Raw genomic sequence first — 26,426 nt, 5'->3', positions numbered from 1 at the left:
CAGAGGGGGAGACATCACATGCTTGGCTACGACCTGCTGGTCGTGGGCTCGGCCAACGCCGATCTCGTGATCGGAGTCGACCGGCGCCCGGGGGCGGGGGAGACGGTGCTCGGCTCCGACCTGGCCGTCCACCCCGGCGGCAAGGGCGCCAACCAGGCCGTCGCCGCGGCGCGCCTCGGAGCGCGCACCGCCCTGCTGGCCCGGGTCGGCGGCGACGCCTACGGGCGGCTGCTGCTCGACGCGCAGCGCGCGGCGGGGGTCGACACGGTGGGCGTGCTCGTCGGCGAGGAGCCGACGGGGGTCGCGGTCATCACGGTGGACGGGGCGGGCGACAACAGCATCGTCGTCTCCCCCGGCGCCAACGCCCGGCTGGAGCCCGGGGACATCCGCGCCGCCGGCAGCCTGCTGGCCTCCGCCCGGGTCGTCTCGGCGCAACTGGAGATCCCGATGGCGGCGGTGGCGGAGGCCGTGCGGTCGCGCGCGCCCGGCGCCCGGCTGGTGCTCAACGCGTCGCCTCCCGCGCAGTTGCCGCCGCAGATCCTCGCGGCCTGCGACCCTCTCGTCGTCAACGAGCACGAGGCACTGGCCCTGCTCGCCGGTCATCCGGCCGCCGAGGCGGACGAGCCGGCCGCCTGGGCCTCCGCGCTGCTCTCCCGCGGCCCGCGTTCGGTGGTGATCACCCTGGGCGCGGCCGGCGCGCTGGCCGCCGACCGGAACGGCGTGGTGACGGTGCCCGCGCCGCGGGTGGCGGTGGTGGACACGACAGGGGCGGGCGACGCCTTCACGGGCGCCCTGGCCTGGCGGCTCAGCGCGGGCGACGGCGTGGAGACGGCCGTGCGGTACGCGGCGCGGGTCGGCTCGGCCGCCTGCGCCCGCGCCGGGGCGCAGAGTTCCTTCCCGCGGGCCGAAGATCTGGCCGTACTGCCCGATGCCCTGCCGGCGGACGAGAACTGACGGTCCGGGTGGCGCCGACGGTGCCGGCGGTGTTGAGGGGACCGACGGCCGTAAGTGTCCGGCACGCGCCCGCCGGGCCCGAACGGAACCGGATGCGGCGGGCGGGGAGCGGGGGCGGAAACGCCGGTAACGGTATCGAGGGTGCCCGGTCGCCAGACCGGGCACCCTCGGGTCCCCGACGGTCCCCTGAGAATCCCCAGATTTCCCCGGGAAGCCCGACGCCCAGTACGACAGCCGAGGCCCGGAAAGGGTTGCACGGCTACTCATAAGTATTCTTCTTTTCTTTCCCGACACCGCTCGCACCCGCCGTGAGCTGCCCATATGCCCTTCGTGAAGTCCGGACGTACCGTTGAGGACATGATGTTTCTCCGGAAGATCACCGATCCCCTGGCCCGGGCCGTCTCCAAGAAGACCGGCATTCCCATCTCCAAGGTCAACCGCGCGATCAACACCGGGCTGCCCATCGCGGCTGCCGCCCTCGCCAAGCGGCGGGGCAAGCGGCGCTGAGAACTGCCGGACAACCCTTAGCAACACCGCCTCGCGGTACGGGCCTCCACGGCGGGAGCCGGAAGCGCCGGCGGGGCGGGAGGCGAAGCGGCCGCCCGGACGGACACCGGCCCGGGTGCGCCCGTCAGTTCGAGCAGCGCCCAGACGCACTTGCCGACGCCCTCGCGGGGCCGGACGCCCCAGTCGTGGGCCAGCGCCGCCACCAGGGCCAGCCCCCGGCCGCCCTCCGCCTCGGTCCCGGTCTGCGCGGGCACGGGCAGCCGGTCGCTCGCGTCCGAGACCTCCAGCCGCAGCAGACGCCCGGTCAGCGCGAAGCGGGCCTCGATCTCCCGCCCGTGCGGAACCCGTGCGTGCCGCACGGCGTTGGTCATCAGTTCGGAGATCAGCAGTTCCGCGCTGTCCGCCGCGTCCCCTTCCACACCCCAGGCCGACAGTTGGGTCCGCAGGACCGCGCGGGCGCGTCCCACGCTGCGGGGGTGGCGCGGGAAACGGGTCTCTACGCCGCCGGTCCGGTCGCTTGTCTCCGTCATGCAGGTGGCACCTTTCCGAACACCGTCGCTCTGTGCGATCGGTCCGCTACCTGCTGTACCCATCAGGAGCCCGGAAGATCCCTCCGGTCGACGGTGGTGCCGCACGCGCGGGTTGACGGCCCGTCACCCGCGACCGGCCCGCCGCGCGGCACCGTCCCCGTACGGTCCGGTGGCCCCCGCCGCTACACGACCAGCCGGCGGTAGCGTTCCGTGGTCTCCGCCAGCACCTCCGCGCCGTCGCGCGCCCACAGCGCGGGGTTGAAGATCTCCACCTCCACCGGCCCGGTGTAGCCCGCCGCGTCCACCCGTTCGCGGAACCCGCGCAGATCGACGCAGCCGTCGCCGAGCTGGCCCCGGCCCAGCAGCACGCCCTCGGGCAGCGGGGTGATCCAGTCGGCGAGCTGGAAGGCGGCGATGCGGCCCGACGCGCCCGCCCGTTCGATCAGTTGGGGCACGGTGTCGTCCCACCACAGGTGGTAGGTGTCCACCACCACGCCCATCCGGTCGGCGGGGAACCGCTCGGCCAGGTCGAGCGCCTGGGCGAGGGTGGAGACCACGCACCGGTCCGAGGCGAACATGGGGTGCAGGGGTTCGATGGCCGGCCGCACCCCGCGTTCGGCCGCGTAGGGCACCAGTTCGGCCAGCGCGTCGGCGATCCGTTCCCGTGCCGCGCGCAGGTCGCGGCTCCCTTCCGGCAGCCCGCCGCACACCAGGACGAGGGTGTCGGTGCCCAGGGCGGCGGCCTCGTCCACGGCGGCGCGGTTGTCGGCGAGCGCGGCGGCGCGGTCCGCCGGGTCGGTGGCGGTGAGGAAGCCGCCCCGGCAGAGGCTGCTGACCGTCAGTCCGGCCTCGCGCATCAGCCGTGCCGCGCGCTCCACTCCGTACGCCTGCACCGGCGCGCGCCACAGTCCCACGCGCCGTACACCTGCCTCGGCGCACCCCTCGGCCAGGTCGGGGAGCGACCACTGGCGGATGGTCTCCTGGTTGAGGCTGAACCGTTCGAGGCCGTTCACCGGGCGGCTCCGTGGAGCGCGAGGAGCGTGCGCATCCGGTGCTCGGCCAGCTCCGGGTCCGGGAACAGGCCGAGGCCGTCGGCCAGTTCGTAGGCCCGGGCCAGGTGGGGCAGCGAGCGTGCCGACTGGAGGCCGCCGACCATCGTGAAGTGGTCCTGGTGGCCCGCGAGCCAGGCCACCAGGACCACGCCGGTCTTGTAGTAGCGGGTCGGGGCGGCGAAGAGGTGCCGGGAGAGGGGAACGGTCGGGTCGAGCAGGGCGTGGAAGCCGGCGGTGTCACCGGTGTCCAGGACGCGCACCGCCTCGGCGGCGAGCGGGCCGATCGGGTCGAAGACGCCCAGCAGCGCGTGGCTGAAGCCCTGTTGGTCGCCCGCGATGAGTTCGGGGTAGTGGAAGTCGTCGCCGGTGTAGCAGCGGACACCCTCCGGCAGCCGCCGGCGCAGGGCGGTCTCGCGTCCGGCATCGAGCAGGGACACCTTCACCCCGTCCACCTTGTCCGGGTGGGCCCCGATCACGTCGAGGAAGGTGTCCGTGGCGGCGTCCAGGTCCGCGCTGCCCCAGTAGCCCTCCAGCGCCGGGTCGAACATGGGGCCGAGCCAGTGCAGGATCACCGGCTCCCGCGCCTGCCGCAGCAGATGCCCGTAGAGCTCCAGGTAGTCCTCGGGGCCGCGTGCGGCGGCGGCCAGGGCGCGGGAGGCCATCAGGACGGCCCGCGCGCCCGACTCCTCGACCAGCGCGAGCTGCTCCTCGTACGCGGCGCGGACGGCGGACGGGCCGGCGGTCCCGGTGAGCTGGTCGGTGCCCGCGCCGCAGACGATCCGGCCCCCCGCGGCACGCGCCTCGGCGGCGGAGCGGCGGATCAGCTCGGCGGCGCGCGGCCAGTCCAGGCCCATGCCGCGCTGCGCGGTGTCCATGGCCTCGGCGACCCCGAGCCCGTGCGACCAGAGGTGGTGCCGGAAGGCCAGGGTGGCCTCCCAGTCGACGGCGGCCGGGCCGTCCGGCGCGGTGTCCGCGAAGGGGTCGGCGACGACATGGGCGGCGGCGTAGACGGTACGGGAACGCGGCGCGTCCGACGGGCTCCCCGCGCCCCCCGCGAGCACGGCCGGGGCGGGCTCGCGGCGCGGCTCGTACGCCCGGAACGCGCCCCCGGCGGCGGGCAGACGGAGGCTCACAGCGACAGCTCCGGCACGTCGAGGCGGCGGCCCTCGGCGGCCGACCGCAGGCCGAGTTCGGCGAGCTGCACACCGCGGGCCCCGGCGAGGAGGTCCCAGCTCCAGGGCTCGTCCAGCACCACATGGCGCAGGAAGAGCTCCCACTGGGCCTTGAAGCCGTTGTCGAACTCCTCGTTGTCCGGCACCTCCTGCCACTGCTCGCGGAAGGACTCCGTCGCCGGCAGGTCCGGGTTCCACACGGGCTTCGGGGTGGCCGAGCGGTGCTGCGCGCGGCAGCCGCGCAGCCCGGCGACGGCCGAGCCCTCCGTGCCGTCGACCTGGAACTCGACCAGCTCGTCGCGGTGGACGCGCACCGCCCAGGAGGAGTTGATCTGCGCGACGGCACCGCCGTCGAGGCGGAAGATGCCGTACGCGGCGTCGTCGGCCGTGGCCTCGTACGGCTTGCCGCGCTCGTCCCAGCGGCGCGGGACGTGCGTGACGACCTCGGCCTGCACGCTCCGCACGGGGCCGAACAGCTCGTGCAGCACGTACTCCCAGTGCGGGAACATGTCCATGACGATGCCGCCGCCGTCCTGCGCGCGGTAGTTCCAGGAGGGGCGCTGCGCGGGCTGCCAGTCGCCCTCGAAGACCCAGTAGCCGAACTCGCCGCGGACGGACAGGATCTCGCCGAAGAAGCCGCCGTCGACGAGCCGCTTCAGCTTGCGCAGGCCCGGGAGGAAGATCTTGTCCTGGACGACGCCGTGCTTGATCCCGGCGTCCCGGGCCTGCCGCGCCAGCTCCAGGGCCCCGCCGAGATCCCCGGCGGCCGGCTTCTCGCAGTAGACGTGCTTGCCGGCGGCGATCGCCTTCCGCACGGCCGCCTCGCGGGCCGAGGTGAGCTGGGCGTCGAAGTAGACGTCGGTGGCCGGGTCGGCGAGGACGCCGTCGAGGTCGGTGGTCCAGTGCTCCAGGCCGTGCCGCTCGGCGATGGCCCGCAGGGCGTGCTCGCGGCGGCCGACGAGCACGGGCTCCGGCCAGATGGCCGTCCCGTCGTCCAGTTCCAGGCCGCCCTGCTCGCGGAGGGCGAGCACCGAGCGCAGGAGATGCTGCCGGTAGCCCATCCGGCCGGTCACCCCGTTCATGGCGATGCGTACCGTCGTGCGTGTCACTCGACCGTCCCCTCTCCCACCCTGCTCCACCGCCCCGCGCGGCCCGCCCCCGTGCGGCACCAGAGGGCACGGGGCCGGCAGCAAGCGCTTTCTACGACATGACGCTAACCGGCCCGCGCGGTCCCCACAAGTCGGCCGACGGAGCACACGACCCCAGCCGGACGCCCGTTCGCACCGGCGGGCCTACCGGGCGGCGCCCGCACGGCCCGCCACCGGTCACCAGTCCAGCGCCGCCAGACGCTCCTCGATCCGGTCCCGGCCCCACGCCCCGTCGGCGATCAGCAGCCGGTAGCGGTAACCGAAGCTCTCGCCCGGCTCCAGCGTGAACTCCTCGAAGAACGCCCAGGAGAAGGCGATGCTCGGGGCCGGCTCGGAGCGGACGAACCAGTGCGACGCGTGGATCGCTCGGTCGTTCTCGGGCGCGTGCGCGAAGACGACCGTGCTCCGCGCGTCGACGGCGTCGTGCTCCCCGGTGAAGGCCAGCCAGGGCGCGCGGGTGCCCATCATGTCGGCGGCCCCGGCCTCCCCCGGGCCGCCGCGCCCGCCGGGGCCGAGCACGTCACCGCCGGCGAGGTCGCGCGGGCCGCGCCAGTGCAGGCCGGTGTAGCCGGCCATCTCGCGGCCGGCCGTGGTCGGGGACCCGAACTCCAGCGGCTCCGTGCGGATGTTGGTGAGCCGGGTCGACCAGTCCAGGGCCCAGCAGCCCGCCTGCGGGTCGGCGGAGTGCGCCGAGACGGTCCGGGCCTCCCGCACCCACTCCTCTCCCCCGTGCGCGACCCAGGTCAGCCGCTCGGTGAAGGACGTCCGGCCGCCGTCGGCCCCGACCCGGTCGAACCCGTCGTGCCGCATGGAGCCGACCCGTTCGGGGATGCGCCGGTACCCCCGGCCGTGGATGTAGGAGTTGCCGCCCCAGAAGTTCTGGTGGGAGAGATGGCTGGCGGTCAGCTGGAGGCCCTTGTGCCATCGGTGGTCGTTGGGGCGGTAGCCGGTGACGGTGTGCCCGGCCAGGGTGCGCAGCGGGTGGGCGTACGGCTTGCGCGACTCGTAGGGCTCCGGGTCGGGGCGGTAGACATAGGCCATCAGTTCGACGTCACCGCAGGCGACGGAGATCCGGTCGCCGTGGACATGGGTGACGGTGAGAGGCGCGCTCATCGTTCTCCGGGGGATGTGATGCCCGGGGGCGGCGGGCAGGACGGGGACGGAAGGGGGAGGACAGCGCGGAAAGCGCTTTCCCGGACCCTAGGCAGAGCGCGCGGGCCCGGACAAGACCCGGCCTGCAATCGACCGGCCCGGTGCTCAGCGCCCCGCGGGGGTGAGAGCATGCCCCCGGGGGACCGCAGGTGGTCCCGGGCACCGTCCGGCGGCGACACGGAGGAACAGATGGCAGTGACTCTGGCGGATGTGGCGGCACACGCCAAGGTCTCCTCGGCCACGGTCTCCAGGGTGCTCAGCGGCAACTATCCGGTCTCCGAGGCCACCCGGGCGCGGGTGCTGCGGGCGGTGAACGAGCTGGACTACGTGGTGAACGGGCCGGCCAGCGCCCTGGCCGCGGCCACTTCGGACCTGGTCGGCATCCTCGTCAACGACATCGCCGACCCGTTCTTCGGGATCATCGCGGGGGCCGTGCAGTCGGAGATCGCCGGCCTCCCCGGGGGCGGCGGGAAGCTCGCCGTGGTCTGCAACACCGGCGGCTCCCCGGAGCGGGAACTCACCTACCTCACGCTGCTCCAGCGCCAGCGGGCCGCCGCCGTGGTCGTCACCGGCGGCGCCGCCGAGGGCGCCGGTCACGCCGCCGCCGTGGCGGCCAAGCTCGGCCGGCTGACGGCCGCGGGCACCCGCGTCGTCCTCTGTGGACGGCCGCCACTGCCGCACAGCGGGGACGGGGAACCCGCCGTCACCACCCTGGCCTTCGACAACCGGGGCGGCGCCCAGCGGCTGACCGAACACCTGCTCGCCCTGGGCCACCGCCGCATCGGTTACGTCACCGGGCCGCCGGACCGGACCACCACCCGGCACCGGCTGGAGGGCCACCGCGCGGCCCTCGCCGCCGCCGGGCTCACCGAGGGCTCGGAGCGGCTGACCGTGCACGGCTCCTTCGACCGGGCCTCCGGCTACGACGCCACTCTCGAACTGCTGCGCAGGGAGCCCGGGCTGACGGCGGTGGTCGCCGCGAACGACACCATCGCCCTCGGCGCCTTCGCCGCCCTCCGCGACCGGGGGCTGCGTATCCCGGAGGACGTCTCCGTGGCCGGCTTCGACGATCTGCCCTTCAGCGCGGACGCCGTCCCCGCACTGACGACGGTGCGGCTGCCGCTCCAGGACGCCGGGGCCCGCGCGGGGCGGCTGGCGATGGACCGGGAGACGGCACCGCCCGGCGGTGTGGCCACCGTCCGGGCCGAGCTCATGGTCCGCGCCTCGACCGCCCCGCCGCGCTGACCCGGGCGCCCCGTGGGGCGCGCCCCGGGGGCGTGCGCCCGGGTGGCGTGCCCGCCCGTCCGCGGCCGACACACACGCACCGCGTTCATCGCCCCCCGCCACCGTCCGGGACCGCCGCCCGGGACCGCCGTGCCGGACCGGCGTGCGGACCTGTCCGGCATGTCCGCGCCGACCCCGGGCACTCGTCATATGTCCGCACGAACACGGTACGGATGGCAGTACGGACGCACACCGTCTGGTACCCCGCCCCGTCCCCGCCCTCGTGCCGCCCCGCCCGACCGACACGCCCCGGGAGCCGCCGTGCAACTCGCCTTCTCGACCCTCGGTGTCCCCGGGATGGAGATCTCCGAAGTGGCGCGGCTCGCCGCGGACAGCGGTTTCCACGGCGTGGAACTCCGCGTCCACCCCGACGAGCCCGTGCACCCCGGGGTCGGCGCCGAGGTCCGCAAGGAGACCGTGCGCCGCTTCCAGGACGCCGGGGTGCGGATCCTGAGCGCCGCCGGCTACACCCGTGTCGCGGCACCCGGCGACGACGAGACCGTCGTCGACGAACTGCACGGGCTGCTCGCCCTCGCCCACGACCTGGGCGCCCCATACGTACGGGTGTTCCCCGGCGGGGTGGATCAGCCGACCGAACAGGAGGCCGACGCGGCCGCCGCCCGCCGTCTGGGGGCCGCCGCCCCGCGCGCCGCCGACCTGGGCGTCGCCCTCCTTCTGGAGACCCACGACTCGCACCGCCGCGGCGCCGACACGGCGCGCGTGCTCGGCCTGGTCGGACACGGGTCCGTCGGCGCGATCTGGGACGTGATGCACCCCTGGCTGGCCGGTGAGGACCCGGAGACGACCTACGCCGTCCTCGCCCCGCACCTCGGATACGTCCAGGTCAAGGACATCGCGTCGGTGGAGGACACCAACCCGCTGCCGCTCGGCGCGGGCGCGCTGCCTCTCGCCGAGTGCGTGGACCTGCTCACCCGGCAGGACGCGACGGAGACCCGCCCGGACGCGGGCGCGGGCTGGCTGTGCTGGGAGTACGAGAAGCGCTGGTACCCGCGGGCTCCGGAGCTGCCGGGGCTGCTGGCACCGGCCCGCGAGCATCTGCTGGGGCTGCTGACCCAGTCCGCCTGAGGAGACCGCCGCCCGGCCGCCCCCGACCCCACCTCGGCCGCCCCCACTCCCCACCACGGCGCCCCGCACCCGCCGGACGAGGTGACGGGCACTCCGGCGGCCCGCCGTGCCCCGGTACGGCGGCACTGCGGCCCCCGGCCCGGGCGGGGCGGGGCGGTCCTCCGCCTCGCCCGGTTCGCCACCGTGTTCGGGTTCGCCTCCCGTGGCCTCCCGCTCCGCCGACCCCCGCCCCGCCCGCCACCCCTTCCGCCCTGCCGCGCCGGCCGCCTCCGGAATGTCCCCGGCCGCCTGCTGCCGGGCGAGGACGTCGGCGTGCCGCGGTGGTCCGCCGCCCGACGGCACGCGTCCCCGCCGCGGCTGCCCTCTCGGCCGCTCGCGACCCGTACGGGCCCACGGCCCGCACGGGCCATTGACTGGCGGAAACTTTCCGGATATCCGTTGACGGCTGGAAGTTTCCTTCATCCGCCGGACCGTCAGACCACCCGACCGTCAGACCGCCGGACCGTCGGACGTCCACATCCCCGCCCGCCATCCTGCTCCGGACACCGGCCCGATACCGTCCCCGCCCTCCGGTCCGGCCCTCCCCGCCCGGCCCCCACGCCGCCACCCGCGGGCGCGCGCAGCGCCGCGGGCCGTTCCGGCGCCCGCCACCTCCGTACGGAAGGAGCGCACCGTGCACCGTTCCCCGTCCCGCCGCACCCTGCTCACCGCCACCGCCGCAGCGGCGGCGCTCGCCGCCACCGGCGCCGGCGAGGTCTTCGCCGCCGGGCCGACCCACCCGCCGGGCCACTCCCCCGGTCACCACCCGGTCGACCGGAAGAGACTCCGCAGGCTCATCTCCGGGATGAGCCTGCGCGAGAAGGTCGGCCAGTTGTTCGTCATGCGGGTGTACGGGCACTCCGCGACCGATCCCGACCCCGCCGACGCCGCCGCCAACCGCAAGGAGATCGGGGTCTCCACCGCGGCCGAACTGATCTCCGAGTACCACGTCGGCGGCATCATCTACTTCGCCTGGGCGCACAACGTCCGCGACCCGCACCAGATCGCCGATCTCTCCAACGGCATCCAGCGCGCGGGCCTCGCCCGGCCCACCCCCGTCCCGCTGCTCGTCTCCACCGACCAGGAGCACGGTCTCGTGGCCCGCGTGGGCGCGCCCGCGACCCTGCTGCCCGGCGCGATGGCGCTCGGCGCGGACGGTTCACGGGAGGACGCCCGGAAGGCCGCGTTCCTCTCCGGTTCCGAACTGGCGGCCATGGGCATCCGGCAGGACTACGCGCCGGTCGCCGACGTCAACGTCAACCCGGCCAACCCCGTCATCGGCGTACGGTCCTTCGGCGCCGACCCGCAGTCCGTCGCGCGGCTGGTGGCCGCTCAGGTGAAGGGCTATCAGAGCGCCCGCGTCGCGGCCACCGCCAAGCACTTCCCGGGCCACGGCGACACCCAGACGGACAGTCACACCGGCCTCCCCGTCATCACCCACAGCGAGGAGGAGTGGCAGCGGCTCGACGCGCCGCCGTTCCGCGCCGCCATCGCCGCCGGCGTCGACTCGATCATGACGGCGCATCTGGTCGTCCCCGCCCTCGACCCGGCGGAGGACCCGGCGACCCTCTCCCGGCCGATCCTCACCGGCATCCTGCGGGAACGCCTCGGCTACGACGGCGTCGTGGTGACCGACGCCCTCGACATGGCGGGCGTCCGGCAGAAGTACGGCGACGACCGGGTGCCCGTGCTCGCCCTCAAGGCCGGCGTCGACCAGCTCCTCAACCCGCCGGACTTCCGGCTCGCCTACAACGCCGTGCTGGCGGCCGTGGAGAGCGGCGAGATCAGCGAGGAGCGCATCGACGTCTCGCTGCTGCGCATCCTGGAGCTCAAGCAGCGCCGGGGCCTCTTCGACGAGCCGTACGTGACACACGCGGGCGTCGACCGCACCGTCGGCATCCCGCCCCATCTGCGGGCGGCCCAGCGGATCGCCGACCGCACCACCACCCTTCTCCTCAACCGGCGGACCGGCGGCCGCCGCGCGCTCCCCCTCGACCGCCGCAGGCGGAACGACCTGCTGGTGGTGGGCGCCGACCCGGCCGCCCCTCCGCCACCGGCGGCCCGCCCACCGCCGTCCTCGCCCGGACCCTCACCGAGCTGGGCTTCACCGCCACCGCGCTCTCCACCGGCATCACCCCGACCCGCGAGCTGATCGACCGGGCCGTGGCCGCGGCGGCCGGCCGGGACGCGGTGGTGGTGGCCACCTACAACGTGAGCGCCGCGTCCCCGCAGCGCACCCTGGTCTCCGAACTCGTCGCGACCGGCGTGCCCGTCGTCCATCTGGCGATCCGCAACCCGTACGACATCGCCAGGCTCGACGGGGTGGCGGCCTCGCTGGCGAGCTACTCCTGGACGGACGGGGAGATGCGCGCCGCCGCCCGGGTGATCGCGGGCCGGGTCGGCCCCACCGGGCGGCTGCCCGTCCCGGTCCCCGACGCGGACGACCCGGCGCAGGTGCTGTACCCGATCGGCCACGGCTTGTCGTACTGATCCCTACGACGTCCGGGGCGCATCCCCGGACGGTACGCCGCAAAAGCCCCGCCGCTGCCGGGCGTGCGTCCGCCCCCGCGGGCCGCGCCCGGCGGACGGGGGATGATGGAGCCCATGCGCGCACGACGACAGAGCGGGAGACCGGCGACGGCACGGGCCGCGCGAGGGGCGCGACGTGCCGCGCTGAGCGCCCTGCTCGCCCTTCCGCTCATCCTGACCGCCGCCTGCGGGCAGTCCGGCCCGTCCGGCACCGGCCGGAGCGCCGGCCCCGAGGACAAGGCCGCCGCGAGCCCGTCCGTGCCCAATGTGGTCTTCCTGGCCGAGGGCGAGTGCAGCACCCGCGGCCGCAGCTCCTTCGACGAGGTGCCGTGCACCGGCGAGCGGGCCGTGGCCAAGGTGCTGCTCCGCTTCCACGGCGGCACCGAGGACGGCCCCGTCTGCCCGGCCCGCACGGACTTCCTGCTGCACATCACCGAACGCCCGGACGGCGTCGGCGGCACCGGCTCCACGGCGCGGCGCGGTTACGCCTGCATGCGCAACCTGGAGCCGCCGCACCCGGGCGACCCGGGCGGCGGTGGCGGCCCGCGCACGATCGCCGGCGACTGCGTCCGGCTGACCCGGGAGAACGAGGTCCGGGAGACCGGCTGTGCCCCGTCCGCCGAGCCCGCGCCGGAGTTCAAGGTGACCAAGGCGGTCGCCAAGCGCTCGGACTGCCCCGGGTCGACGGACCTCTACGTCCGGCTGGGCGGCGACAAACCGACCGGCTGCGCCCGCCGCCTCTGAGGCCAGGGTGCCCGGGCCGGGCGGGCGCCTCGCCGTGTGACGGCGCCCGCCCTCGTACCGTTCAGCGCCCTCTGTCCTCCGCGCCTACGGACGCAGGGCGTTCCGCGGCTCGACGGGCTTCCGGTCGAGCTTCGCGTCCCGCTCGGCCAGCGGTTCGGCCTTCGAGGCGTCGCGGCGGACGGCGGCGGGGGCCACCCCCGCCCATTCCAGAACCTCCGCGGTGGCCTTGTCCCGCTCCGCCTCCGTCAGCCCGGCGATGTTCGCCCCGTGGTTGGCGCCGGGCGCGGTGAAGACGTACGCGTCGCGCGAGCCCTTGCCGGGGCGGAACCGCTCCGCGCCCCACGGGTCGTTCTCGCCGTAGACGAAGAGCATCCGCTCGCCGCGGTGGCGCACCCAGCGGTCGATGTCGTCCATCACCCGGCCGCGCCAGCGCATCGGGATGTCGCGGGGGACGTAGCTGCGCGGCTGGTAGATGCCCGGGTGGCGGAGCAGGCCGTCGAGGTGCGGGGTGCGGAAGGAGGGCCAGCCCAGCTCGGTGCCGGCCTGGTAGAAGTACGGCGCGTACCCGCCGAGGACCTGGTCGGTGTAGAAGGAGAAGCCGGAGACCTCGTCGACGAACGCGTAGAGGGTGTCGGTGGAGGCCGTGGGCTCGGGCACCTCGTCGCAGTCCGCCTCCGACTGGTACTGCCAGAAGGCCCACACCAGGTCGAGGACGACGTTCTCGTACGCCTTGTCGGCACTGCCCACGGTGGTGAAGGTGGCCCCGTTCTCCCGGGCCCAGGTCTCGTAGCGTCCGACGATCTCGTCGCGGCGGACGAGTGCCTCGCGCTGGACGGCGTTGAGCGCGGCCCGGCACTCCGGTGTGGAGACCTGTTCGAAGAACCGGTCGTAGGCGGAGTCCTCGCGGTTGCGGACGTCGTTGGGCGCGACGTAGGCGATGGTGCCGTCCATGTCGCCCGGGTGGAAGCGGCGGTAGTAGGTGGCGGTCATGCCGCCCTTGCTGCCGCCGGTGGAGAGCCAGTTGGCGCGGTAGATCCGCTTGAGGGCCCGGAACAGGCGGTGCTGGTCGTCGGCGCCCTGCCGGATGTCCAGCTTGGTCCAGTCGGCCGGGTCGGGCCGGGAGGGCGTGAAGTAGCGGTACTCCAGGGAGACCTGGTTGCCGTCCACGATCCGGGTGGGCTCGCTGCGCGTGGGCCGGGTGGAGACGTGGTAGCCGGAGGTGTGGAAGACCACCGGCCGGTCGGTGGCCTTGTGCAGCAGGGTGAGCCGCTGCCGGAAGGTGCCGAGGTACGGGCGGCGGTGGTCGACCGGCTGGGTGTACTCCAGGACGAAGAACCGGTAGCCGTCGACCGGCTGCTCCTCGACCAGGCGCATGCCCGGGATCGCGAGGATCCGGTCCTCGATGTCGGTGCTCTCGGTGCTGCCGGAACCGCCGGATCCGCTCCCGGGGCCCGCGGTGCTCGTGGTGCCCGTACCGGGGGGCTCCGCGGCCGTGTCCGCGGCGGCCGGCGCCGTTCCGGCGCTCAGGGTGCCCAAGAACACCGCCAGCGCCGGCAGCCACGTCAACGCCTTGCGCATCCGCCCTCCCTGGGTTCGCGTGAATCTGCGAACCTAGCCGGGAGGCTGCCCGTCCGCCAGACCGCCGTGCGCGGGACTGCCCGAACGGGCATACGGGCCGGGGCGCGTGGCGGCACCCCGGCCCGGAACGGCGGCGTCAGCAGCAGCGGCACCGCAGCGCCACCGGCACCTGTCAGCTGGCGCTCTCCGTGGCCTCGGCCTCCCGCTGGATCGCCTCCAGCACGCTCCCCGGGTTGCCGCCCCGCTCCACCGTGCCACCGATCCGCTCGCGCAGCGTGCGGACCATGGGAGCCCAGGACACCTTGTCCACCGGGTAGAGCTGGGCGGTGCGCAGCTGGTCCAGGAACTCCCAGACGTTCTTGTGCGACTCGTCGGCGCGCATCGCGTCGAAGGCGGAGTTGGTCACCGGCAGCAGGTCGTACTGCTCGGCGAACTTGAGGACGTTCTTCTTGTCGTAGACGAAGTTGAGGAAGGCGCTGATCTGCTCGCGGTTCCCGTTCTCCTTGAACGCCGTCATCCAGTCGGCGACGCCGGTGGTGGCCGCGGACTGCTTCTCCCGGCCGGGCAGCGGTGCCATGCCGAAGTCGATGCCGCCCTCCAGGGCGCGCTGCATGAGGGTGGGGTGGCCGTTGAGCATGGCCACCTCGCCGCGGACGAAGGCGTCGTAGGTGTCCTGGCGGTCGGTCTTCCCCGGGGAGGCGTTGGTGAGCCCCTTGGCGACCATCTCGTCGCGCAGCCATTCGAAGGCCCGGATGTTCTCGGGGGCGTCGAAGGTGTAGCTGCCGACGTTGTCGGTGTAGCCGCCACCGGCGCTCAGCATCCAGTTGAGGGCCTCGGCCTGCGCCTCCTCCGGGCCCAGCGGAAGCCCGTACGGGGTCGGGACACCGGACTGCTTGAGCGCGACCGCGTCGGCCCGGAGCTCGTCCCACGTCTTCGGCGGGCTGTCGATGCCCGCCTGCTTCAGCAGCTTCTTGTTGTAGAAGAACACCCGGGTGCTGGCGGTGAAGGGCAGGCCGTACTGCTTGCGGTTGGCGGTGCCCGCTTCGGAGACGGCCCGTACGAAGTCGGCCTGGGCCGGGATGGAGAGGAGTTGGTCGGCGCTGTAGAGCTTGTCCTTGGCCGCGTAGTCGGCGTAGGTGGCGATCTGGGCCATGTCCGGCGCCTTGCCCGCCTTCACGAGATCGGCGACCTTGCGGTCGACCTCTCCGCGGGGGTAGACGTCGACATCGACCGCTATGTCCGGGTGTTCGAACTGGAACTCGCCGATCAGCTGGTCCCAGTATCTCTTGGAACTGGTGCCGGATCTGTCGCCGTATTCGGTCACGATCAGCTTGAGCTGGACGTCACCGCTTTCCGCGGTGGCACCCTCGCCGCACGCCGAGAGGGTCAGGACCAGACCGGCCGAGAGACCCGCCGCTATCGGACCGAAGAAACGCCGCTGCACTGCACTACCGCCTTTTGCTCACGATGCGAATCCGCCGCACCGATCAAAACCGGACACGGCGCGACTTATGAGTCTCCATCGCGGAGCATCCCCGGTCTACGCCACGGTGCGTATCGCTTCGGTATCGAACAGGAACCGCGGAGTGTCACACCCCGGCGGTTGCCGGTTCTCCGGCGAAGGTGCGCCACAGCCGCGCGTAGTGACCCTCCGCGGCGAGCAGCTCGGCGTGCGTGCCGTCCTCGACGACCCGGCCGTTGTCCATGACGACGACCCGGTCGGCGCGGGCGGCCGTGGTCAGCCGGTGGGCGACGACCAGGGTGGTGCGCCGGCCCGCCAGCCGGTCCGTGGCCTGGTTGACGAGGGATTCCGTCGCCAGGTCGAGCGCGGCCGTCGCCTCGTCGAGCAGCAGGATGTCCGGGTCCACGAGCTCGGCGCGGGCCAGTGCGATCAACTGCCGCTGCCCGGCGGAGAGATTGCGGCCCCGCTCGGAGACCTCGTGCAGATAGCCGCCGCTGAGCGAGGCGACCATCTCGTGGGCCCCGACGGCCCGCGCCGCGGCCTCTACTTCGGCGTCGGTGGCGTCCGGGCGCCCGTAGGCGATGGCGTCCCGCACGGTGCCGGGGAAGAGGTAGGACTCCTGCGGCACGACACCCAGCCGGTGACGATATCCGGCCAGATCCAGCTCCCGCAGATCGGTGCCGTCGACGAGCACGGCGCCCTCGGTCGGGTCGTAGAAGCGGGCGACGAGCTTGACGAGGGTGGACTTGCCCGCGCCGGTCTCGCCGACGAAGGCGACCGTCTGCCCGGCCGGGATCCGCAGGTCCACCCCGGAGAGCGCCTCCTCCGGCGCGCCGTCCCCCTCGGCCGGCCGGTAGCGGAACCGAACGCCGTCGAAGAGGATCTCGCCGCGCAGTTCCCGCACCTCGCGCGGGTGTTCGGCGATCGCCGTGGTGGTCGGCTCGCGCAGCAGTTCCTGGATGCGGCGGAGCGACACCGTCGCCTGCTGGTAGCCGTCGAACACCTGGGAGAGCTGCTGCACCGGCGCGAAGAACAGGTCGATGTAGAGCAGATAGGCGACGAGCGCCCCGGCCGTGAGGGTGCCCTCGGAGACCCGGCCCGCGCCGACGATCAGCACGGCCGCCGCCGCGGCCGACGCCAGAAGCTGCACGAACGGGAAGTAGACGGAGATCAGCCACTGTCCGCGCACCCGCGCCTGCCGGTAGCCGTCGCTGCGCCCGGTGAAGCGGGCGATGCCGTCCCGCTCGCGGCGGAACGCCTGGACGATGCGGAGCCCGGCGACGCTCTCCTGGAGGTCGCCGTTGACGACACTGACCCGCTCGCGCGCCAGTTCGTACGCCTTGACGCTCTGGCGCCGGAAGAAGAAGGTGCCCGCGATCAGGACCGGCAGGGTGCTGAAGACCACGAGTGCCAGTTCGACGTCGATGACGACCAGGACGACCAGGATGCCGGAGAAGGTGAGCAGCGAGACCAGCGCGGTGACGAGCCCGGTCTGCAGGAACGTCGAGAGCGCGTCCACGTCCGTGGTCATCCGCGTCATGATCCGGCCGGTCAGCTCGCGCTCGTAGTAGTCGAGCCCGAGCCGCTGGAGCTGCGCGAAGATCTTCACGCGCAGGCTGTAGAGGACGCGTTCGCCTGTGCGGCCGGTCATCCGGGTCTCGCCGATCTGCGCGGCCCACTGGGCGAGCACCACCACCAGCGCCAGCCCGGAGGCCGCCCACACCGCGCCGAGCGCCAGTTGCTGCACGCCCTCGTCGATGCCGTGCCGGATGAGGACGGGGAGCAGCAGCCCGGCTCCCGCGTCGACGGCCACCAGCAGGAGGGCCAGCAGCAGGGGCCGGCCGAAGCCGTGCAGCAACCGCCGCAGCCCGTAGTCCTGTTCGGACCGGACGGCGTGCTCCTCGTCGATGTCGGGCACATCGGTGGCGGGCGGCAGCGCGGCCACCTTGGCCAGTAGGTCGGGGGTGGCGGGCATCCCGGCCAGCGCGCCGGCGATGCCGGGACCGGCCGCCGCGCCGGCCGCGGCCGGGCGGGCGGAGGAGGCGGACCCGGCCACCGCGGAGGCCGTGGAGCCCCGCGGCTCCTCGGCGCGCCGCCAGAGTTCGGGGGTGACGCGCTCGGCGACCCGGCGGTGGGAACTGACCGGTTCGGCCTCCATCTCGGCCTCGGCGTCGAGTTCCGCCTCGAAGTTCCCGAAGTCCCCGGAGTTCTCGAAGCCCTCCGGCTCCCCGGCGTCCCGCCGCCCGTGTCCCGGCCGCCGGCCCCCGTCCCGCTCCCGGGCCCGTTCGCGCTCCGCTTCGCGCTCCCGCTCCGCGAGCCGGGCCACGGGGTCGCGTTCGACGCCGCCCAGCTCGTCCGGGTCGGTCAGCAGGCGACGGTAGAGCGCGGAGCGCCGCTCCAGCTCCTCGTGGGTGCCGACGTCCGACAGCCGGCCGCGGTCGAGGACGGCGATGCGGTCGGCGAGGGCGAGGGTGGAGCGCCGGTGGGCGATCAGCAGGGTCGTCCGGCCGGCCATCACACCGCGCAGCGCCTCGTGGATCTCGTGCTCCACACGGGCGTCGACGGCGGAGGTCGCGTCGTCGAGGAGGAGCAGCCGGGGGTCGGTGAGAATGGCGCGGGCCAGGGCGATGCGCTGACGCTGGCCGCCGGAGAGGGTGAGGCCCTGCTCGCCGACCGCGGTGTCGTAGCCGTCGGGCAGTTGCTCGATGAAGCCCTCGGCCTGGGCGGCGCGGGCGGCGGCCCGTATCTCCGCGTCGGTGGCGCCGGGCCGGCCGTAGGCGATGTTGGCGCGGACGGTGTCGGAGAAGAGGAAGCTGTCCTCCGGTACGAGGCCGATGGCGGCCCGCAGCGACTCGAACGTCAACTCGCGGACGTCGTGGCCGCCGACGCGGACGGCGCCCTCCGACACGTCGTAGAAGCGGGGCAGCAGCAGGGAGACGGTGGACTTGCCGCTGCCGGAGGCGCCGACGAGGGCGACGGTCTCGCCCTGCGCGAGGGAGAGCGAGAAGTCCTTCAGGACCGGGCGCTCGGGGTCGTAGCCGAAGGTCACCCCGTCGAACTCGACGGTGGCGGGGGCCTCGGCGGGCAGCTCCCGCGCGTCCGGGCGTTCGCCGATGGCGGGCTCGGTGTCGATCAGCTCCATCACCCGCTCCACGCCGGCGCGGGCCTGCTGGCCGACGGTCAGCACCATGGTCAGCATCCGGACCGGCCCGACCAGCTGGGCGAGGTAGGTGGAGAAGGCCACGAAGGTGCCGAGGGTGATCTGCCCGCGGGTCGCCATCCAGCCGCCGAGCGCGAGCATCGCGACCTGGGCGAGGGACGGCACGGCCTGCAGGGCGGGGGTGTAGCGGGAGTTGAGGCGGACGGTGCGCATCCGTCCGGCGAACAGCTTCCGGCTCACCTCGCGCAGCTTCCCGGTCTCCTGCTCCTCCTGGCCGAAGCCCTTGACGACGCGGACGCCGGTGACGGCGCCGTCCACGATCCCGGCGACGGCCGCCGCCTGACCCTGGGCGTACCAGGTGGCGGGGAAGAGCCGCTTGCGGCTGCGGTCGGCCAGGAACCAGAGCGCGGGCGCCATGGCGAGGGCGACCAGGGTGAGCAGCGGCGACAGCCAGAGCATCACGCCGAGCGAGAGGACGAACAGCAGGACGTTGCCGATCATCATCGGCAGCATGAACAGCAGGCCCTGGATCAGCTGGAGGTCGCTGGTGGCGCGGCCGACCACCTGGCCGGTGGAGAGTTCGCCCTGCCGCCGCCCGTCGAGCCGGACGAGTGAGCGGTACATGTCGGTGCGCAGGTCGTGCTGGACGTCGAGGGCGAGCCGTCCGCCGTAGTAGCGGCGGACGTAGGTGAAGGCGTAAACGGCGAGGGCCGCGCCGATCAGGGCCGCGGCCCAGGGGGCCATGGGGCGGCTGTGCTCGACCACCACGTCGTCGATGATCAGTTTGGTGACCAGCGGCACCAGCGCCATCACGGCCATGCCGCCGAGGGAGGAGCCGAGGGCGAGGAGCACGTTCCGCCGGTAGCGCCAGGCGTAGCCGGTCAGCCGCCGGGCCCAGCCCTGCTGCCGCCGCTCCTCCTCCCGGGCGTCCGGTTTCCCGGACCGGCCGCCGGCTCCCTCGCCGCCGGGGCCGCCGGGGCCGCCTTCGCCGCCGGAACCACCGGAGTCCCCGGAGTTCCCCGGGCCGCCGGGTTCTCCCGGGCCGCCCGGCTCCCCGGCCGCCCGCGCCCGCCGTTCCCCGTCCCCGCCTCCGGTCCCGCCCCGGGCCGATCAGCCGCCTCCGTCGCCGTGCCGCCCACCGATGACCTCCGTCGTCCCCGCTCGTGCGGTGCCGTGGCCATCCCACAGCACCACGATCGAGAACACCTCGGGCGGCCGTTTTTGTTTCGCTCGTCCGCACCCACTTTGGCCCGGCTTCCGGCCGGTCGCAGGTCCTGGGCCTCCGGGCGGAGCACGTCCGCGGCCGGAAGCACCCGGCCGGACCGCACCGGCTCCGCACATTGACGCCGTCAACTGAACGTGCCAAGCCCGCTCGCGCCCTCATCCGTACCGCCTCGTGTCCGCGACGCCGGTGGCCGGTCCGGGCGAGGCGATCCGGGCGGCCGAGCGCGCACAGGACCATTTCCTGACCGCCGTCTCCCGCGTGATCGCGGACCCCGCCGACGCCCGGCCCCCGGCCGCGGCGGCACGGCCGTGCGCTCCGGCCTCCGCGGGGCGCGCTCGCCTCCCCGCCACCGGGCGGCGGGAATGCGCGGCCGGTGCACGGCCGTTTTCCCGGTCACAAGGGCGGTGGCCGCCGGCTCCGGCACCCGGTGCGGACGGCGGCGGGCCGCCGTGATGTGCCGCCCGGACGCGAGCCCGGACGGGTAGCGAAGGAGGCGCCGTGCCCGAACCGGCCGCGCGACCCGCCGGCGACGCCCCGCGGGCGCCCCCGCGACCGCGCCCTCCCGCGGAGGCCGTCCCGGCCCGCTCCGGGGCCCCGCCCGGACCGGGACGGCTCGCCGTCCCCGGCCGGTTCTCCGCCCCGGACGGCCGTCTCCCCCGCTGGCGTTCGGTCCTGGCCGTGGTCGCCCACCCCGACGACGAGTCCTTCGCCCTCGGCGCCCTCCTCGCCGCCTTCGCCGGGGACGGCGCCCGGGTCTCCGTCCTCTGCCTGACCCACGGCGAGGCGTCCACGCTGCACGGCGTCGCCGGGGACCTGGAGCGGTTGCGCGCGGACGAACTCACAACCGCGGCCGGTGTCCTCGGCATCGGCGACGTCCGGCTGCTGTCCTATCCCGACGGGCACCTCTCCGCCGCCGACCCCGGTGAACTCGCCGGCCGGGTCACGGCCGCCGCCCGGGAGACGGACGCGGAAGGGCTGCTGGTCTTCGACCCCACCGGCGTCACCGGGCACCCCGATCACGCCGCCGCCACGGCCGCCGCCCTCCGCGCGGCCGGCGGCCTCGGCCTGCCCGTCCTGGGCTGGACCGTCCCGGAAGCGGTGGCGGACCGGCTCCGCCGGGAGTACGGCGCCGCTTTCGACGGCCATCCGCCCGAGGCGGTCGACCTCACCGTCACCGTGGACCGCGCCCCGCAGCTCGAGGCCGTCGCCTGCCACCGCAGCCAGGCCGTGCCCGGCAGCGTCCTCTGGCGGCGCCTGGAACTCCTCGGCGACCGTGAACACCTGCGCCGGCTCCGCCCGGGCCCCTGAGTCCGGTGGCTCCGGCTCCGTCCCGGACGCGTCAGCAGGCGTCGGCCAGTTGCTGCTCGATGGCGCCGACGGTGTCGAGCAGGGCCCGCGCGACGCCGCGCAGATCCCTGGTGTTCACCGTGTCCCCCACCACGACCGCGGCCACCGGGCCGGCCCTCCCGAGCCGGACCGGGGCGGCCAGTTCGACCAGGTCGGGGACGCACTCGCTGCGGGCGTAGGACAAGCCGGTCCGCCGGATGCGCTCGAACTCGCGCCGCAGCGCGTCCCTCCGGGCGCGGGCCGCGCCCGTGCCGGCGGCCCTCGCCGTGGGGGAGAGGTCCGCCGGATCGCGCTGGGAGAGCGCGAGCAGGAGCTTGCCCGCCGCCGAGCCGTGCGCCGGGACCGGCTGCCGCAGCGCCATCGCGAGCCGGGCGTGCTCCTGCCCGTACAGGGTCCCGACATGCTGGACGTTCGTCCCCGACAGGGTGCCGAGGCTGACGATCCTGTTGGTGAGCTGGAACAGTTCGAGCAGGAACGGAGTGACCGGGTAACTGAGCCGCTGCACCCCGGCGGGACCGCTCGTGGCCCCCAGCCGGGACAGATACGTGCCGAGTTCATAGGATTTCGACTCTCTCCGGACGGCGAGGCCGATGTCGGTGAGCGACAGCATCAGACGGTGCAGCGTCGACTTCGGCAGGTTCACCAGACGCGACAGCTCCGACAGGGTCAGCGGCCGTGACGCCTCCGCCAGGGCTTCGAGTACGGCGAGCGCCTTGCGCAGCGGGCCCCCCGGCATTCCGGGCCCGGCCGTCTTCACCGCCGTCCCGGCGGCTGCCCCCGGGCGCGGCGCCCGGGGATGTCGTTCACCGTCCACCGTGATGCTCCCGTCACCGAGGCACACACCAACGGCTCCATGCCTACCTGCGCCGGGACGGCGGACTCAAGATCACCCGGGGTTGCTGTCCCGAGGGTGCTCGGAGTTGGGCCCTTTTGACGGCACGGAATCCGCCCCGGGGCCCACGCGGGTCCGGCACCGCGCATCCGGCTCCGGAGCAACGACCGTTCCGGAAAGTGGAAACGCCGGTGGATCGGACGACCTTGCTCTCCGTACCGTCCTGGCCATGGCTGATGTGAGCTCGTACGAGAACGCGGCGGACGGCGTCGCCCGCCGGGTCCTGCTGGCCGGCCCCCGCTCCTTCTGCGCAGGCGTCGAGAGGGCCATCGAGATCGTGGAGCGGGCTCTCGAACAGTGGGGCGCCCCGGTCTACGTCCGCAAGCAGATCGTGCACAACGTCACGGTCGTGGACGATCTGGCGGGGCGGGGCGCGGTCTTCGTCGAGGAACTGGACGAGGTGCCGGACGGCGCGACGGTGGTGTTCTCCGCGCACGGGGTCTCCCCCGCCGTGCGGAAGGAGGCGGACCGGCGCGGCCTCGACGTCATCGACGGGACCTGCCCCCTGGTCGCCAAGGTCCATGCCGAGGCACGCCGCTTCGCCGCCCGCGGCGACACGGTCGTGCTCGTCGGCCACGCCGGGCACGAGGAGGTCGAGGGCACGCTCGGGGAGGCACCGGAGTCGATGGTGCTGGTCTCGTCGCCCGACGAGGTCCGCGAGCTGCCGCCCGACCTCGGGCGGCAGGTCTCCTACCTCACCCAGACCACGCTCGCGGTCGACGAGACCGCGGAGGTCGTCGGCACGCTGCGGGAGAGGTTCCCCCTGCTGCAGGAGCCGCCGTCCGAGGACATCTGTTACGCCACCACCAACCGGCAGGCCGCGCTGAAGGCGATCGTCGGGGAGTCCGACCTCGTGCTGGTCGTCGGCTCGGAGAACTCCTCCAACTCGGTCCGCCTGGTGGAGCTCGCGCAGCGCGAGGGCACCCGCGCCGAGCTGATCGACCAGGCCGCCGACATCCGCCCGGAGTGGCTGGCGGGGGTGCGCACCGTCGGGCTGACGGCCGGCGCCTCGGCACCGCCCGCCCTGGTCACGGAGGTCGTGAGCAGGCTGGGGGCGTTCGGTCCGGTCCACGTCGAGGAGCGCGAGATCGCCCGCGAGACCGTGAGTTTCGACCTTCCCTCGCCACTGCGCGGTGCCGCGCGGCGGACGGCGGACGGCCGTTCCAGCTGAGCGAGGAGAACCGTGTCACCAACGCTGCTCGGCCGGGTCACCGGTCCCCAGGAGCTCAAGGAACTGCGTCCGGAGGAACTGCCCGCGCTGGCGGGCGAGATCAGGGAGTTCCTGATCGACAAGGTGTGCGCCGCCGGCGGGCACCTCGGCCCGAACCTCGGCGTGGTGGAACTGACCATCGCGCTGCACCGCGTCTTCGACTCGCCGGCGGACCGCATCGTGTTCGACACCGGACACCAGTCCTACGTCCACAAGATCCTCACCGGCCGGCAGTCCGCCTTCGGGACGCTCCGCGCGGCGGGAGGACTCGCCGGCTACCCGCTGCGCGAGGAGTCCCCGCACGACCTCGTGGAGAACTCGCACGCCTCCACGGCGCTGTCCTACGCGGACGGCCTGGCCACGGCGGGGCGGCTCCTCGGCGAGGAGCACCGCCGCGTGGTCGCGGTCATCGGAGACGGCGCACTGACCGGCGGCATGGCCTGGGAGGCCATGAACAACCTCGGCCGCGCCGGACAGCCGGTGGTGGTGGTCCTCAACGACAACGGCCGCTCGTACGACCCCACGGTCGGCGCGGTGGCCGGGCATCTGGCCGCGCTGCGCGGCGGCAGGCTCCGGGGGCCGAACCTCTTCGAGACCCTCGGCTTCGCCTATCTCGGCCCGGTGGACGGGCACGACATCGCCGCCGTGGAGCTGGCATGCCGCCTCGCGGCGGGGCTCGACCAGCCGGTCGTCGTCCACTGCGTCACCGAGAAGGGCCGCGGCTACGCCCCGGCGGAGAACGACAAGGCCGACCGCATGCACGGGATCGGCGTCATCGACCCCGGGACGGGCCGCCCGCGGGCCGGCTCCTCACGCGGTTGGACCGGCGCGTTCGGTGAGGAACTGGAGCGGATCGCCGCCGGGCGGCCCGATGTCGTCGCCCTGACCGCCGCGATGCGGCAGCCGGTCGGCCTGCACGGGTTCTCCCAGCGGTTCCCGGACCGGGTCTTCGACGTGGGCATCGCCGAGCAGCACGCGGTCACCAGCGCCGCGGGGCTGGCCATGGGCGGCCTGCACCCGGTGGTCTGCCTCTACGCCACCTTCCTCAACCGCGCCGTCGACCAGATCATGATGGACGTGGCCCTGCACGGCCTGCCGGTGACGTTCGTCCTGGACCGTGCGGGCGTCACCGGTCCCGACGGGCCCAGCCACCACGGCATGTGGGATCTCGCCCTGCTGGGCGCGGTGCCGCGGATGCGGGTCGCGTCGCCGCGCGACACCGTCCGGCTCGCCGAACTGCTGGGCGAGGCGCTCGACACCGCCGACGGTCCCACCGCGCTGCGCTACCCCAAGGGCGGCGCCGGTCCGGAGATCCCCGCCCTGTCCCGCATGGAGGGGCTGGACATCCTCCACCGCACCCGGTCCCGGCCGCTCGACGTCCTGCTGGTCTCCACCGGGGTCCTCGCGGCCCCCGCCCTGCACGCGGCCGAGCTGCTGGCCGAGGCGGGCATCGGGGTGACCGTCGTCGACCCGCGCTGGGTGCTGCCCGTCAACCCCGCCCTGGCCCATCTGGCGTCCCGCCACCGGCTCGTGCTCTCCGTCGAGGACGGGGTGCGCGCCGGGGGCGTGGGTTCGGCGCTGGCACAGCTCTGCTCCGACGCCCGGGTCCGCACCCCGGTGCACGCCCTGGGCCTGCCCCGGGAGTTCCTGAGCCACGGTGAACGGCCGGCCATCCTCGCCGAGCACGGCCTCACCGCTCAGTCCATCGCCGAGTCGGTACTCGCCCTGCACGACGCCGTGCCGACGGCGCACACCCCCGCAGCACCCCTCATCCGGGAAAGGACACCGCGGTGACCCAGGTCGCACTCGGAATGCCCGCACTGCCGGCCGCGCCCCTCGCCGAACGCCGGCGCACCCGCCAGTTGCGGGTGGGACCGGTCGGGGTGGGCAGTGACCACCCGGTCTCGGTGCAGTCGATGACCACGACCGTCACGGCCGACGTCGACGCCACCCTGCAGCAGATCGCCGAACTCACCGCCGCCGGCTGCGACATCGTCCGCGTCGCCTGCCCGAGCGCCGACGACGCCGAGGCGCTGCCCGCGATCGCCGCGAAGTCCAAGATCCCGGTCATCGCCGACATCCACTTCCAGCCGAAGTACGTCTTCGCGGCCATCGAGGCCGGGTGCGCCGCGGTGCGCGTCAACCCGGGCAACATCAAGAAGTTCGACGACAAGGTGGGCGACATCGCCCGCGCGGCCCGGGACCACGGCACCCCCATCCGGATCGGGGTGAACGCCGGCTCGCTGGACCAGCGCCTGATGCGCAAGTACGGCAGGGCCACCCCGGAGGCGCTGGCCGAGTCGGCGCTGTGGGAGGCCTCGCTCTTCGCCGAGCACGGCTTCCACGACCTGAAGATCTCGGTCAAGCACAACGACCCCGTCGTGATGATCCGCGCCTACGAGATCCTCGCCGAGCAGTGCGACTACCCCTTGCACCTGGGCGTCACCGAGGCGGGGCCCGCGTTCCAGGGCACCGTCAAGTCCGCCGTCGCGTTCGGGGCGCTGCTGCGCGAGGGCATCGGCGACACCATCCGGGTGTCCCTCTCGGCCCCGCCGGTGGAGGAGGCCAAGGTCGGCACGGAGATCCTGCGGTCGCTGAATCTGCGCCCCCGCAAGCTGGAGATCGTCTCGTGCCCCTCCTGCGGCCGGGCCCAGGTGGACGTCTACAAGCTCGCCGACGAGGTCACCGCGGGTCTGGAGGGCATGGAGGTGCCGTTGCGAGTCGCCGTGATGGGGTGCGTGGTCAACGGCCCCGGGGAGGCGCGCGAGGCCGACCTCGGTGTGGCGTCCGGCAACGGCAAGGGCCAGATCTTCGTCAAGGGCGAGGTCGTCAAGACCGTTCCCGAGCACCGCATCGTGGAGACCCTCATCGAGGAGGCCATGATCCTCGCGGAGACGATGGAACCGGCCGACGGAGGCTCCGTGACGGTCGTCGCCGACTAGCGAGGGATTCCCCTTGGGGGAACCAGAACAACTCGATCACCCGGCTCCCCGAAAGTCGGCCCCCGTATGGTTCGTTGCATCGTTTTCCGACGGTCACTGCCATATTCGGCCACTCTCGGGGAGTTTTCACGTTGCTGGCACAGTGCGGCCCACCGCCGGACATGCACAAGACAACAACGATGCGGGTGACGGCGGTTCGGCGCCGGAACCTCGCCCATTTCCCAGAAAAGCGCAGCACGATCCCCCGTCCGGGCCCGTCCCGCGACCGGCCCGCCCGGCCGCCTCGCCCTTTCCGGACGCGCCGAGCGGGCGATTACGCGTAAAGCCGTGAACCGGCTCGGAAATCACCGCGATCGGCGCCTGGCATTGCGACGGAATGCCTCGACGAACACGCTGCCCCATCTGGAGGTTTC

Annotated in this window: 18 protein-coding genes and 1 pseudogene; 10 read left to right on the top strand and 9 right to left on the bottom strand. The window is 74.0% G+C overall.

Annotated elements, in window-relative coordinates:
- Positions 1-18: 18 nt before the first annotated feature.
- Together E4N63_RS21580 and E4N63_RS21575 are read left to right on the top strand one after the other, a co-directional pair.
- Positions 19-954, top strand: coding sequence for a ribokinase (locus E4N63_RS21580; protein WP_230241490.1), 936 nt, complete (start codon positions 19-21; stop codon positions 952-954).
- 357 nt (positions 955-1,311) lie between these two features.
- The gene (locus tag E4N63_RS21575) at positions 1,312-1,461 is read left to right on the top strand and encodes a hypothetical protein (protein ID WP_230241489.1); all 150 of its coding nucleotides are present in this window, start codon (positions 1,312-1,314) and stop codon (positions 1,459-1,461) included.
- Between the two features lie 17 nt (positions 1,462-1,478).
- Here E4N63_RS21575 and E4N63_RS21570 read toward each other — a convergent pair whose 3' ends face one another.
- From E4N63_RS21570 to E4N63_RS21550, 5 genes are all read right to left on the bottom strand, one after another.
- Positions 1,479-1,991, bottom strand: a complete 513-nt coding sequence (locus E4N63_RS21570) for an ATP-binding protein (RefSeq protein WP_125626588.1) — start codon at positions 1,989-1,991, stop codon at positions 1,479-1,481.
- A 182-nt stretch (positions 1,992-2,173) separates the two neighbouring features.
- Positions 2,174-3,004 (bottom strand): sugar phosphate isomerase/epimerase, encoded by an 831-nt coding sequence (locus E4N63_RS21565; protein WP_230241488.1) that lies wholly within the window; start codon positions 3,002-3,004, stop codon positions 2,174-2,176.
- On the bottom strand, positions 3,001-4,176 hold the full coding sequence (locus E4N63_RS21560) for a dihydrodipicolinate synthase family protein (protein ID WP_230241487.1): 1,176 nt from the start codon (positions 4,174-4,176) through the stop codon (positions 3,001-3,003). Before E4N63_RS21560 ends, E4N63_RS21565 begins: the two co-directional genes overlap by 4 nt.
- Positions 4,173-5,324 carry a Gfo/Idh/MocA family protein gene (locus E4N63_RS21555; RefSeq protein ID WP_125626585.1) on the bottom strand — a complete coding sequence of 384 codons (1,152 nt, stop codon included), beginning with the start codon at positions 5,322-5,324 and terminating at the stop codon, positions 4,173-4,175. Before E4N63_RS21555 ends, E4N63_RS21560 begins: the two co-directional genes overlap by 4 nt.
- 216 nt (positions 5,325-5,540) lie before the next feature.
- Positions 5,541-6,476 carry a PmoA family protein gene (locus E4N63_RS21550; protein WP_230241486.1) on the bottom strand — a complete coding sequence of 312 codons (936 nt, stop codon included), beginning with the start codon at positions 6,474-6,476 and terminating at the stop codon, positions 5,541-5,543.
- Between the two features lie 228 nt (positions 6,477-6,704).
- Here E4N63_RS21550 and E4N63_RS21545 point away from each other — a divergent pair, with 228 nt between their 5' ends.
- The 4 genes and pseudogenes from E4N63_RS21545 (at position 6,705) to E4N63_RS21530 (ending at position 12,197) form a co-directional block, all read left to right on the top strand.
- On the top strand, positions 6,705-7,760 hold the full coding sequence (locus E4N63_RS21545) for a LacI family DNA-binding transcriptional regulator (protein WP_125626583.1): 1,056 nt from the start codon (positions 6,705-6,707) through the stop codon (positions 7,758-7,760).
- Between the two features lie 300 nt (positions 7,761-8,060).
- The gene (locus tag E4N63_RS21540) at positions 8,061-8,885 is read left to right on the top strand and encodes a sugar phosphate isomerase/epimerase (protein ID WP_125627133.1); all 825 of its coding nucleotides are present in this window, start codon (positions 8,061-8,063) and stop codon (positions 8,883-8,885) included.
- A gap of 673 nt (positions 8,886-9,558) precedes the next feature.
- A pseudogene (locus tag E4N63_RS21535) lies at positions 9,559-11,414 on the top strand (glycoside hydrolase family 3 N-terminal domain-containing protein).
- Positions 11,415-11,528: 114 nt separating this feature from the next.
- Positions 11,529-12,197, top strand: a complete 669-nt coding sequence (locus tag E4N63_RS21530) for a hypothetical protein (protein WP_228429557.1) — start codon at positions 11,529-11,531, stop codon at positions 12,195-12,197.
- 84 nt (positions 12,198-12,281) lie between these two features.
- Here the strand turns inward: E4N63_RS21530 and E4N63_RS21525 are convergent, their stop codons facing one another.
- From E4N63_RS21525 to E4N63_RS21515, 3 genes are all read right to left on the bottom strand, one after another.
- A complete protein-coding gene (locus E4N63_RS21525) occupies positions 12,282-13,775 on the bottom strand; it encodes an aminopeptidase (protein WP_230241485.1) in 1,494 nt (497 codons plus the stop codon).
- Between the two features lie 172 nt (positions 13,776-13,947).
- A complete protein-coding gene (locus E4N63_RS21520; RefSeq protein ID WP_230241484.1) occupies positions 13,948-15,219 on the bottom strand; it encodes an extracellular solute-binding protein in 1,272 nt (423 codons plus the stop codon).
- Positions 15,220-15,364: 145 nt separating this feature from the next.
- Complete coding sequence (locus E4N63_RS21515; RefSeq protein ID WP_228429622.1) at positions 15,365-19,282, bottom strand: ABC transporter ATP-binding protein; 3,918 nt, start codon at positions 19,280-19,282, stop codon at positions 15,365-15,367.
- A gap of 838 nt (positions 19,283-20,120) precedes the next feature.
- Between E4N63_RS21515 and E4N63_RS21510 the strand changes: the two genes are divergently transcribed.
- Entirely contained in the window at positions 20,121-20,930 is an 810-nt protein-coding gene (locus E4N63_RS21510) for a PIG-L deacetylase family protein (RefSeq protein WP_230241483.1), read from the top strand.
- A 31-nt stretch (positions 20,931-20,961) separates the two neighbouring features.
- On the opposite strand, the gene E4N63_RS21505 is transcribed toward E4N63_RS21510, so the two are convergent.
- The gene (locus E4N63_RS21505) at positions 20,962-21,783 is read right to left on the bottom strand and encodes an IclR family transcriptional regulator (protein WP_228429555.1); all 822 of its coding nucleotides are present in this window, start codon (positions 21,781-21,783) and stop codon (positions 20,962-20,964) included.
- A gap of 247 nt (positions 21,784-22,030) precedes the next feature.
- Here E4N63_RS21505 and E4N63_RS21500 point away from each other — a divergent pair, with 247 nt between their 5' ends.
- The 3 genes from E4N63_RS21500 to ispG are packed head-to-tail and all read left to right on the top strand — an operon-like array spanning position 22,031 to position 26,013.
- Positions 22,031-23,032, top strand: a complete 1,002-nt coding sequence (locus tag E4N63_RS21500) for a 4-hydroxy-3-methylbut-2-enyl diphosphate reductase (protein ID WP_125626494.1) — start codon at positions 22,031-22,033, stop codon at positions 23,030-23,032.
- A gap of 12 nt (positions 23,033-23,044) precedes the next feature.
- A complete protein-coding gene (locus tag E4N63_RS21495) occupies positions 23,045-24,865 on the top strand; it encodes a 1-deoxy-D-xylulose-5-phosphate synthase (protein ID WP_125626493.1) in 1,821 nt (606 codons plus the stop codon).
- Positions 24,862-26,013, top strand: coding sequence for a flavodoxin-dependent (E)-4-hydroxy-3-methylbut-2-enyl-diphosphate synthase (ispG, locus tag E4N63_RS21490; RefSeq protein WP_230241482.1), 1,152 nt, complete (start codon positions 24,862-24,864; stop codon positions 26,011-26,013). The genes E4N63_RS21495 and ispG overlap by 4 nt, the downstream gene beginning before the upstream one ends.
- Positions 26,014-26,426: the final 413 nt, after the last annotated feature.

It is taken from the genome of Streptomyces sp. MNU89, assembly GCF_020982505.1.
Lineage (GTDB): Bacteria > Actinomycetota > Actinomycetes > Streptomycetales > Streptomycetaceae > Streptomyces > Streptomyces xinghaiensis.
The sequence above is the reverse complement of the archived record's forward strand: the minus strand, read 5'-3'. Positions and strand labels throughout refer to the sequence as shown.